Raw genomic sequence first — 9407 nt, forward strand, 5'->3', positions numbered from 1 at the left:
TCACGCAGCGCGCCTTCCACCCCGATACAGGAGAAACACACGATGGCTCGAATGATTCAATGCGCGAAGCTCGGCCGCGAAGCCGAAGGACTCGATTTTCCGCCGCTGCCGGGCGAACTCGGCAAGCGCATCTACGAAACGGTTTCGAAGGAAGCGTGGCAAGGCTGGCTCAAGCAGCAGACCATGCTGATCAATGAAAACCGCCTGAATATGGCCGATCCGCGCGCGCGTCAGTATCTGATCAAGCAGACGGAGAAGTATTTCTTCGGTGAAGGCGCGGATACCGCGCAGGGTTATGTGCCGCCGCAGAGCTGAAATTCGCTACGCACGCTGCATGTTGTCGATGAAAAACCGGTCCGCGTGACCGGTTTTTTGTCGTCCGCAAGTTGTCCGTGCGGTCAGGAAAATTGGACTAAACCGAACAAACAGAATTAGGCGCAATCCTAAGCGCAGCAAGGGATTGCGGCCTGTTGAAGCGTCGCGCCAGATCGGCCGATTTGCACATCGTCGGTCATCGTGTTATTATCTTCGTCGTTGTCACTCGTAATTCACCATCATTCGCGCGTAGCCTTAAATGCAGCACACGCGCAGGATTGACAGTTTTTATACAAAGAGGCGCGTCGGTTCCAAGCAGCATCGCCGGCCTTTTTCGTCTCAGCTTTAGTTTTCGCCGACGTCGCGGCCCACCCCGCGGCAGCTCAGATTCCCCGCTGAGCCAGCCGTCCGCACGTCAAATTCGTTTGGCTTGATCACGCTGTATCCCGAGTGCATTTTCGCGACTCACACCGCGAGGCATCGGCACCGTTTTTGCTCTGAGGATCTTCAGCATCGGCTTAAGAGTCGTGCTGAGCGATGCCATTGGCTCTTGCTTAGTGCATCACGTTTAAGCAACACGGCGCCGTCACGAAACTGCACTGTCCCGGCAATACGCATCGCCCGAATTACAGGCGACGCGCCCGACGTTCTCGCGAGCGCTCGGGATCAATACGGAGTTTTTAAAACTATGAACGCTCTACACGAGGGCCTTTGGCGCAAGCGCAACGCGTCATCCAATCAATCCGGCCTCACCATCGACGACATCACGATCGTCGATCAATCGCTGCTCAAGCGCGCCGTCGGCGCGATGGCCATCGGTAACGCGATGGAATGGTTCGATTTCGGCGTCTACAGCTATATCGCGGTGACGCTCGGCAAGGTGTTTTTCCCGTCGAGCAGTCCGGCCGCGCAGTTGCTGGCGACGTTCGGCACGTTCGCGGCGGCGTTTCTGGTGCGCCCGATCGGCGGCATGGTGTTCGGGCCGCTCGGCGATCGAATCGGCCGTAAGCGCGTGCTCGCGATGACCATGATCATGATGGCGATCGGCACGTTCTGTATCGGCCTGATTCCGAGCTATGACAGCATCGGCGTGATGGCGCCTGTGCTCCTGCTGGCGGCGCGTCTGCTGCAAGGCTTTTCGACGGGCGGCGAGTACGGCGGCGCGGCGACGTTCATCGCTGAATTCTCGCCGGACAAGAAGCGAGGTTTCATGTCGAGCTTTCTGGAGTTCGGCACGCTCGTGGGCTATGTGCTCGGCGCGGGCGTGGTCGCGGTGCTGACGGCGACGCTGTCGCAGGACGCGCTGTTGTCGTGGGGCTGGCGTATTCCGTTCATGGTGGCGGGTCCGCTCGGTCTGATCGGCCTGTATATCCGGATGAAGCTCGAAGAGACGCCCGCGTTCCAGCGTGAAGCGGAAAAGGCCGAAGCCGTATCGCACGAAACGACCAAGCAACAGTTCCGCGAAACGCTGATTCAGCAATGGAAGCCGCTGCTGCAATGTGTCGGCCTGGTGCTGATCTTCAACGTGACCGACTATATGGCGCTGTCGTATCTGCCGAGCTATCTGTCGGCGACGCTCAAGTTCAACGAAACGCACGGCCTGTTTATCGTGCTCGTGGTGATGGTGCTGATGATGCCGCTCACGCTGCTGCTCGGCCGTCTGTCGGATGCCGTGGGCCGCAAGCCCGTGATGCTCGCGGGTTGTATCGGTCTGCTGGTTTTGTCGATGCCGGCGCTCACGCTGATCCGCATGGGCACGGTGCCGTCGATCTTCGCGGGCATGATGATTCTCGGCGCGCTGCTTTCGACCTTTACCGGCGTGATGCCGTCGTCGCTGCCGGCGTTGTTCCCAACCAAGATTCGCTATGGCGCGCTGGCGATTGGCTTCAACGTGTCGGTGTCGTTGTTCGGTGGCACGACGCCGCTGGTGACCGCATGGCTGGTCGACAAGACCGGCAATCTGATGATGCCCGCGTACTATTTGATGGGCGCGTCGGTGATTGGCATTATCTCGGTGCTGGCGCTGCATGAGACGGCCAAGAAGCCGCTGAAGGGCTCGCCGCCTGCCGTGGCCACGCACTCGGAAGCGCACGCGATTCTGCGCGGCGAGCGTGTTGCTGCGGAGATGGATGATCGTATGCCGGAAGGTACGGCGCGCGCTTAACGCCTTGTTTCACGCTTGCAAGAAAGCCGATGCCTCGCGCATCGGCTTTTTTTATGTGACTAGCTGAACGATACGCGCGTCAATGCGGCCTTCATCGATCTCCAGCCAAGCCAGCGAAATCGGCAATTTGAAGCGACGCGGCCCCGCGCTGCCGGGATTGACGAACAGCACCGCGCCACGCTGTTCGATCAGCGGCTTGTGTGAATGGCCGGTCACGACGACGTCGATACCATCGAGTTTTCGCGGCACATCAGCGATATCGTGCACGACATGAAACGTTATCCCGCCCAGTTCGATACGCACGTGCTCAGGAAGATGCGCGACATCCTCAGCCACATCGTTATTGCCGCGCACGACGGTCAGCGGCGCGAGTGACGCCAGCGCATCGAGCACATCGTGTTTGCAGATATCGCCCGCATGAATGATGTGATCGACGCCGCGCAAGGCATCGAGCGTTTCGGGGCGCACGAGATTGTGCGTATCGGAGACGAGACCGATGCGCATCACGTTTCTTCGCTCGCGAGCATCCGCGCGATGCGCCGGTCGGGCACGAGCCAGAGCAAGGCGACGAGCGCATAGATCAGCGCTGCGATCCACGCCTGCCAGAACGACACGGCGATTCCCACAAGATACAGCAGCACGGACAGCTTGCCCTTCCGATCCGCGCCGAGCGCGCGTTCGAGGCGCTCGTTGTCGCCGTGCATCGCGACGAGCGTGCGCGTAAGGATGTAATACGCGACGGCGGTCATAAAGAGCACGAAGCCGTAGCAGGCGGTCGGCACGGCGGTGAGATGGTTCTCGCCCATCCAGTTCGTCGTGAACGGAAACAGCGACAGCCAGAACAGCAGATGCAGATTTGCCCACAGCACCGAGCCGTTCACACGCTCGATCGCGTGACACAGGTGATGATGATTGCTCCAATAGATGCCGACATAGATAAAGCTCAGCACGTACGCGCACAGCACGGGCAGCAGCGGCGCGAGCGCGGCGAAATCGTCACCGTGAGGCACTTTGAGTTCCAGCACCATGATCGTGATGATGATGGCGATAACACCATCGCTGAACGCTTCGAGCCGGGTCTTGCCCATCTGAGTCCTCGCGCCTGTGGATTTTTGTCGCGATTATGCGTGAATCTTGTGGACTTGGCTGCCTGCTTTCGTCTTAGTCGATTTTGGTGTGCCGGAACGCAGTGGTAGAATGCCGTCCGCCCTGCCGGGGTGATGAAATTGGTAAACATAGCGGACTTAAAATCCGCCGCCTAACGGCTTGCCGGTTCGAGTCCGGTCCCCGGCACCAAGTACATACTACCAAAACACGGAAACGCTCGTTTCTGTGTGTATTCAACGAGTTAGGCGCACGTGCCTATGGGCGATATCGCGGGATCAACCGGTACTAACCGGTATGTTTTTGCCTCTCGACCCCAAAATAGCCCCAACAAGGGGCCCACGCGCTATTGCCGGTGTTTGACGGGTTTATTGCATCATTGCGTTCGCCTCCTTGCTCCGAGCATTGCAAACGTAGAATGATGTCCTCGGTTGGCTGCGCCTGCGAAGCTCTTAGCGTATCCGCGCCTATCAAATCCTGAGGATTGCTAATGGCGGGTTTCGATCGGCTGGTCCAAAGCGCGTCGTGCTTATCAGGACGAGTTTGACCTTTGAAACCATCGCGCCACGTCTCGAGAGGCCAGAGGAACGAGCCTTTGATTGGTGCGACAGCGTTCAAGAACGGTCTGTACCAGCAAATTAAGTTGCATTTTCTCAACCGCCGCAACGCCTTTCCTGCGCGGTCTTGAACGCAACGGTCCATACCGTTCCGCTTAAATATTGATTCAAACCGGTGGAGCTCTTGTTCACGGCTTTTGATAAACCAGTCGCTTCCCCCGGTACACGTCGCTAACCGAAACTGCCTCGCGGATGACGCACTGCCAGCCCTGCTGTCGGCTCACCGGAGCGCATTTCATGGTTATCAGAACTGCCATCCGGCGGATGGCTATTTTCGCCGCCGCCGGCCTATCATGCCCGCCACCACGCATCCTGCAATAGCGGCACACCCTGCTCGACTCTGATGCGCCTCGGCAACCCTCCCCGCCCAAAAGGAACCGCTCGTAGTTACGCTCAATCGCCATTACAGCGTGCCATCGCCGTCCACTACCCTGAGCCACTTTTCACCCATTTCCGCATAGACCGACTCGAACACGCCCTCAGGAAATCTTGCGATTCGCCCGAATTGATCCGTGGCGTCCATGAGTACCATTAAGCCACTCGTAACGATGGACCGTACAAGCTCGGGCGCGACCTCTTGCTTGTAGACCATGCTCATTTCACCCTGATGCCGAAGCGCGATGACGTTCAGGTCGTTATGAGAAAAGGCACACAACATCGAGTATGGTCCCGCCAGATGCCACAACTTCGCAGTCCCGAAGTCGTCACTAATCTTCTTCGGCTTGCAGCCTGCGGCGCGCATTCGGTCGCACTCGGCACGACAGATTTCAAAGCGATCACGGATAGGTGCTTTCGCCTCCTCGGGAATACCGGGATCGCCGAGAATGCCCTCACAGACGCGTCGCTCGCCGCGTGCGTTTTCATATCGCATCAATGTCGAGCATTTTCATCACAACGAGTGCTTCGATCATCGACCGAACGTGCGTGGCGGCGTGGGTGCTCATTTGCGCACGCGTCAGACGCAACGCGGCCTCGAATTGTTCGGCGATTGTCAAAACCAGACCGACGCTTATACGGTCTCCACCGCCCCTTGGGGGACGCGAACGAACAATCAAACCTTGCAGATGTTCGAGAAGTTGCTCTGACGTATCGATTAGTTCGGTAACGGTCATTGTGCTCATCGTTTTGCGTTCACTCGAAATTCGAGAAGGCATGCGTCTTACAGAGTTGAACGGACGCGGCATTGAATTGTTTCGTCCAATACCACTCGTTCGGAAGACCACCAGATCAGCGGCCCAGGTCATCCATCGATGTCATACCACGTCGCTCTGGCTACAGCTAAGCACGCGCGCCAATTTGAACCCGGCGCTCTGCGAGTTGCCACTCGATACATAGGCTGGGTTTCTTGTTTGCATGTTTCTAACTTAGAAGCTTCTCGATGACTAGGTAACCAACGAATACCAAAGCAACGCTGACGAAGAGCCAATAGACAACTTTCTCCTTCGTGCTCATTCGTTTCCATTGCTCCGGCGACGGCCCTCCCCCTACTGCTGGCATTTTCTCTCCTTACTTATTTCCAACCGGCGTTGAATGACTCCAAGGCACGATCCCAAACGACGTGCCACCAGGCGGACCCAATGCCCACTTCAAGCGCGGTAGACCCGCCGTAAGCATGTGTTAATGCGCCGATGACATTGAATCGCCAAGGCGTTGGTATAGAGATAAAAGCTTGATTGCCATCTCCATTGAGGAATGCATTGGTCGCGTCGCCGCTCTCGTGCTGACCGATCATCGGCACCAGACCGCCCGAACCCGGCACCGATGCCGTGCCCACCGACTTCTCCGTCGTCGCACCCGGCGCCAATCCCATTGACCCGCCGATGCTATTGGCCGAGTAATGCGAGTGATTTTCGATATCCGAGAACGTCAGCGTGCCCGTATTGAGCGTGTTCCTGCTCGCATCCGCCGCACCCGAAATCACCGCGCCCTTGAGGTCGGTGTTCCCCTTCACGTTCACATCGAAGCCACCATCGCCCGCAAAGAGTCCGGCCTGCTCATGGACTTGCGCATAGTCACCATCGGCATGCCCATATTGCGCGCTCATGCTCGCGCCACCACCGCCCTGACTGATCGAGATTCCGCCACCCACGCTGCTCTGATGCGCCGCGCTCACCGTCGTATCCTGCACCGACGTGATGTTCAGATTCCCGCCCACGTCCGCCGCGATCTGCTTGCCCGCGATCTGCGAACCGGTGATGTTCGTATCGCCACCCGAGATCACCGTCACGCTGTTCGCGCCGGTGATGTGCGACGCGTTCTGGATCGCCGCATCGCTGTTGGCGTCGCCGTGCGCGTTCGACATCGCCGCCGAGACGCCGACGCCGTTCGTCCCCACCGACACCCCCATTCGCGTTGTTGACTGTGCCGCCGACCGTCACCGCCAGACCTTTCTGACCGCTGATCGAACCCGACGCGTTGTTCAGCGCGCCGCTCTGAGCGACGACTTGTCCGTTGCTGGCAATCGTGCCGCCGACGTTGGACACGTTGCCCGCGCCGTTATTCGCCTTGACCGTCAGCGTGCCCTGACCGGCATGCGTAATCGTGCCGCCGTCGTTATCCAGCGTCGCGGGTGCGAGCGTCAGGTCTGTACTGTTGGTCTGCAGCGTGCCGCCCGCCGAATTGTCGAGCGTGCCGGTGACATCGAACGTGGTCGCACCGGTTCCGGTCTGCGTGATGCTGCCGCCGTGATTCACCAGATTCGTCGCATGCAGCGTGAACTGATCGGCGCTGGCTTTGCCGTTGCTGTTATCGAACGTCGACGCCGAGAGCGACAACCCGCCCTTTGCACCGAACTGTCCCGCATTCGTCAGCGTTGTGCCTGCCGAGAGCGTCGTGTTTGCATTGCTGGCGATCGTCCCGCTGTTGAACAACGTCTGAACCGCCGTCGCGATCAGGTTCTGCACCGCGGTGATGGACCCGGCATTGGCGAGTTGCCCCGCCTGCACCGTGACCGCGCCATTGCCGCCGATGCTGCCGCCCGCGCCGTTGTTCAACAGGCCCGCCGCCGTGAGCTTCACGCCATCCGCGCCGAGCGATGCGACGCGGCCCGCCGTGTTATCGAACGAACCCGAAGCGAACGCCAGCGCGCCATTGGCCTGCATCGTGCCGCCCTGGTTGCTGATCGCACCCGATACGTTCTCCGTCAACGTGCCGCCCGACACCATCTGGCCATTACGGTTCGATAGCGCGCCCGCCGTGACAGTCTGCGCGCCGCCCGAGGACATCGAGCCGTTGTCGTTGGTGAGCGTGCCGCTGGCGCGCGCGTTAAGCGTGCTGCCGGCGGTGGTCGTGGCACCCGACAGATTCAGGTCGCCGTTCGAGTTTGCGCCGGTCGCGGCGAGCGTGACCGCGCCGTTCGCTGACGTCGTGCTGCCGGCAAGATTCACGGCGCTGCCGCTGATGGTCGCGTTGCCGCCCGCCACGTTGCGTCCCGTAGCCGTGACTGCACCCGAGGCGCTGACACTCAATTCGCCCGCTTGCGCGAGCGATCCGTCGCCATTCACACCGGCAGCAAGCGTACCGGTCGAGCCGATACTGCCGGCATTCACCGTCGTATTGTTCTGTGCCGCCAGCAAGCCGCTGTTGGTCAACGCGCCCGCCGTGCTCGCGTTAACGTTGCCTTGCGCGTACGTCGTCCCGGTATTGTCGATGCCTTGCGCCGCGCTCGCATTGAGGTTGCCGCTCGCATTCGTTTGGCCCGCCAGGATCAGCTTGCCACTCGTCGTGAGCGTCATATCGCCCGCTTGAGCCGCCAGCACCCCGCGTGTGCTGATCCCTACGCCATACTCGTTGCCAACGAGCACGATTCGATTCGCATACATGCCACCCAATTGGCTGACATCGATCGCCACGCCCGGCGCGGCGCCATTGCCTGCGATCGGCGTCGCCGCCAGCGAATCGTGATCGATGCTGTTCGCACCGGCGATCACATTGAGGTTTTTGGCATAAATTGTCGAGTTCACCGCGATCGCTCTCGACAACAAATCAACCTGGTCTACATTATTGGCGTTCAGCCCCGCGCCTTCGACCGTGATATTGCCGCTATTGACGGCGAAGCCGGCAAGGCTGCCGTTGGGACCATAGTTCGGCGTGCCGGTGGCAAGAATCGCTCTCGACGTATTGATGAAGCCGCCACCGTTAACAACCAGCCCGTTCGGGTTAGCAATGACCACTTCGGCGCGCGGGCCGGCGACCTCCACGTACCCTCGCAATTGGCTGGGGGCATTGGACATCACCTGATTGACGATGATCCGCGCCGAGCCATTAGGACTCAGATTCGGATTGCCATTGATATACCCCGCCTGTTGTGTCTGAACCAGAGTTGGCGAGTTGTTCAGAATAGCGCCGGGTTTCTGAACGTCGAATTGTGAATATGTGTTGACGGACACGCCCGCGCCGGACGGCCTTGAAATATTGACTTGCGGCAATCCATTTTGCGTTTGGATAACTTGTGCGCCCGATCCCGGCGCGGCGACGATCTGGCCAATTGCGAAGTTGGATGCGGTGCCCAGCAGCAGCATGGCAGCCCATGCCATCAGGCTAATAGCGGGTTCGAAGCGCGACGATTCAACCGCCGGATGTGCACGATCAGCGCCCCGAGCCGACCCATTTCCGTGTGACGATGCGTGATCGCTGACCGCGACCAGCATATTGCGCAGCTGGTTGAAAATTAATCTGTAGCAGTACTTATTCATTATTTTATTGCTTATGCGAAATCGAACCCAGCCGATCTGAACTGGAGCACGATATTTACGCACGCTTATAGCGCGCGTCGTAATCGGAATGCCCTTATTTCAGAATGCCCTTGACTTCAGGCAAAAGACGGCCTCTGCGATGGATCGTTTCCACGCACGGTCACCAGCGTACAGCCAGTCCCGGCGACGGTCACCGTCACGGCAACGGCGCCGTCGAATTCCTGTCCGGTCGAATGAGTCCCCCGCGTTTCAATGCCATTCCTTGAAAAAGGATCGAAATCATTATTAGGCGCGTCGTCCATTCAATTTGCCGGCTTGCATCGGAATATCCAGGACAACAAACGCATCCGTGAAACCGGTAAATTCGGCTTGTAATACAAATAGACCACGCGCAGTAACTTTTGCTTAACGCAATTGCGTCCGATTAATCTGCAAACTTCCCCGTCGAACCTAACCGGCAAATCCCTCCATAAAATACCCTGCCATTCAAAAATCCCATCGGAACGATTTTCT

At 58.9% G+C, this 9407-nt stretch carries 9 protein-coding genes, 1 tRNA gene and 2 pseudogenes; 3 read left to right on the top strand and 9 right to left on the bottom strand.

Annotation, left to right across the window (positions count from 1 at the left end; all coding sequences use genetic code 11):
• Window positions 1-42 precede the first annotated feature (42 nt).
• Entirely contained in the window at window positions 43-315 is a 273-nt protein-coding gene (locus P7F28_RS15795) for an oxidative damage protection protein (protein WP_277185456.1), read from the top strand.
• 688 nt (window positions 316-1003) lie between these two features.
• Window positions 1004-2479: a glycine betaine/L-proline transporter ProP gene (proP, locus tag P7F28_RS15800; protein ID WP_277185457.1), complete on the top strand. Its 1476-nt coding sequence runs from the start codon at window positions 1004-1006 to the stop codon at window positions 2477-2479.
• A 51-nt stretch (window positions 2480-2530) separates the two neighbouring features.
• On the opposite strand, the gene P7F28_RS15805 is transcribed toward proP, so the two are convergent.
• Window positions 2531-2983 (bottom strand): metallophosphoesterase family protein, encoded by a 453-nt coding sequence (locus P7F28_RS15805; protein WP_277185458.1) that lies wholly within the window; start codon window positions 2981-2983, stop codon window positions 2531-2533.
• Window positions 2983-3567: a TMEM175 family protein gene (locus P7F28_RS15810; protein ID WP_277185459.1), complete on the bottom strand. Its 585-nt coding sequence runs from the start codon at window positions 3565-3567 to the stop codon at window positions 2983-2985. Before P7F28_RS15810 ends, P7F28_RS15805 begins: the two co-directional genes overlap by 1 nt.
• Before the next feature lie 123 nt (window positions 3568-3690).
• Here P7F28_RS15810 and P7F28_RS15815 point away from each other — a divergent pair.
• Window positions 3691-3775: transfer RNA gene (locus tag P7F28_RS15815), tRNA-Leu, on the top strand.
• 828 nt (window positions 3776-4603) lie between these two features.
• On the opposite strand, the gene P7F28_RS15820 is transcribed toward P7F28_RS15815, so the two are convergent.
• The 7 genes and pseudogenes from P7F28_RS15820 to P7F28_RS15850 all read right to left on the bottom strand — a co-directional run.
• Window positions 4604-5071, bottom strand: coding sequence for a hypothetical protein (locus tag P7F28_RS15820; RefSeq protein ID WP_277185460.1), 468 nt, complete (start codon window positions 5069-5071; stop codon window positions 4604-4606).
• Entirely contained in the window at window positions 5061-5312 is a 252-nt protein-coding gene (locus P7F28_RS15825) for a hypothetical protein (RefSeq protein ID WP_277185461.1), read from the bottom strand. Before P7F28_RS15825 ends, P7F28_RS15820 begins: the two co-directional genes overlap by 11 nt.
• Window positions 5313-5710: 398 nt before the next feature.
• Complete coding sequence (locus P7F28_RS15830) at window positions 5711-6244, bottom strand: polymorphic toxin type 22 domain-containing protein (protein ID WP_277185614.1); 534 nt, start codon at window positions 6242-6244, stop codon at window positions 5711-5713.
• 105 nt (window positions 6245-6349) lie between these two features.
• Window positions 6350-6547: pseudogene (locus P7F28_RS15835) on the bottom strand (hemagglutinin repeat-containing protein); the annotation flags it as partial.
• A 196-nt stretch (window positions 6548-6743) separates the two neighbouring features.
• Window positions 6744-8894: pseudogene (locus tag P7F28_RS15840) on the bottom strand (filamentous hemagglutinin N-terminal domain-containing protein); the annotation flags it as partial.
• A 116-nt stretch (window positions 8895-9010) separates the two neighbouring features.
• Window positions 9011-9196, bottom strand: coding sequence for a hypothetical protein (locus P7F28_RS15845; RefSeq protein ID WP_277185462.1), 186 nt, complete (start codon window positions 9194-9196; stop codon window positions 9011-9013).
• Window positions 9197-9407, bottom strand: a 211-nt coding sequence (locus P7F28_RS15850) for a hypothetical protein (RefSeq protein WP_277185463.1), incomplete at its 5' end; no start/stop codon positions are given.

It is taken from the genome of Caballeronia sp. BR00000012568055 (assembly GCF_029439455.1).
GTDB lineage: Bacteria > Pseudomonadota > Gammaproteobacteria > Burkholderiales > Burkholderiaceae > Caballeronia.

What these genes read in the sequence shown, in the direction of transcription:
- P7F28_RS15795 (WP_277185456.1), top strand. Translation starts at nt 43, where the DNA reads ATGGCTCGAATGATTCAATGCGCGAAGCTCGGCCGCGAAGCCGAAGGA.
- proP (WP_277185457.1), top strand. Translation starts at nt 1,004, where the DNA reads ATGAACGCTCTACACGAGGGCCTTTGGCGCAAGCGCAACGCGTCATCC.
- P7F28_RS15805 (WP_277185458.1), bottom strand. Translation starts at nt 2,983, where the DNA reads ATGCGCATCGGTCTCGTCTCCGATACGCACAATCTCGTGCGCCCCGAA.
- P7F28_RS15810 (WP_277185459.1), bottom strand. Translation starts at nt 3,567, where the DNA reads ATGGGCAAGACCCGGCTCGAAGCGTTCAGCGATGGTGTTATCGCCATC.
- P7F28_RS15820 (WP_277185460.1), bottom strand. Translation starts at nt 5,071, where the DNA reads ATGCGATATGAAAACGCACGCGGCGAGCGACGCGTCTGTGAGGGCATT.
- P7F28_RS15825 (WP_277185461.1), bottom strand. Translation starts at nt 5,312, where the DNA reads ATGACCGTTACCGAACTAATCGATACGTCAGAGCAACTTCTCGAACAT.
- P7F28_RS15830 (WP_277185614.1), bottom strand. Translation starts at nt 6,244, where the DNA reads ATGAGCGCGCAATATGGGCATGCCGATGGTGACTATGCGCAAGTCCAT.
- P7F28_RS15845 (WP_277185462.1), bottom strand. Translation starts at nt 9,196, where the DNA reads ATGGACGACGCGCCTAATAATGATTTCGATCCTTTTTCAAGGAATGGC.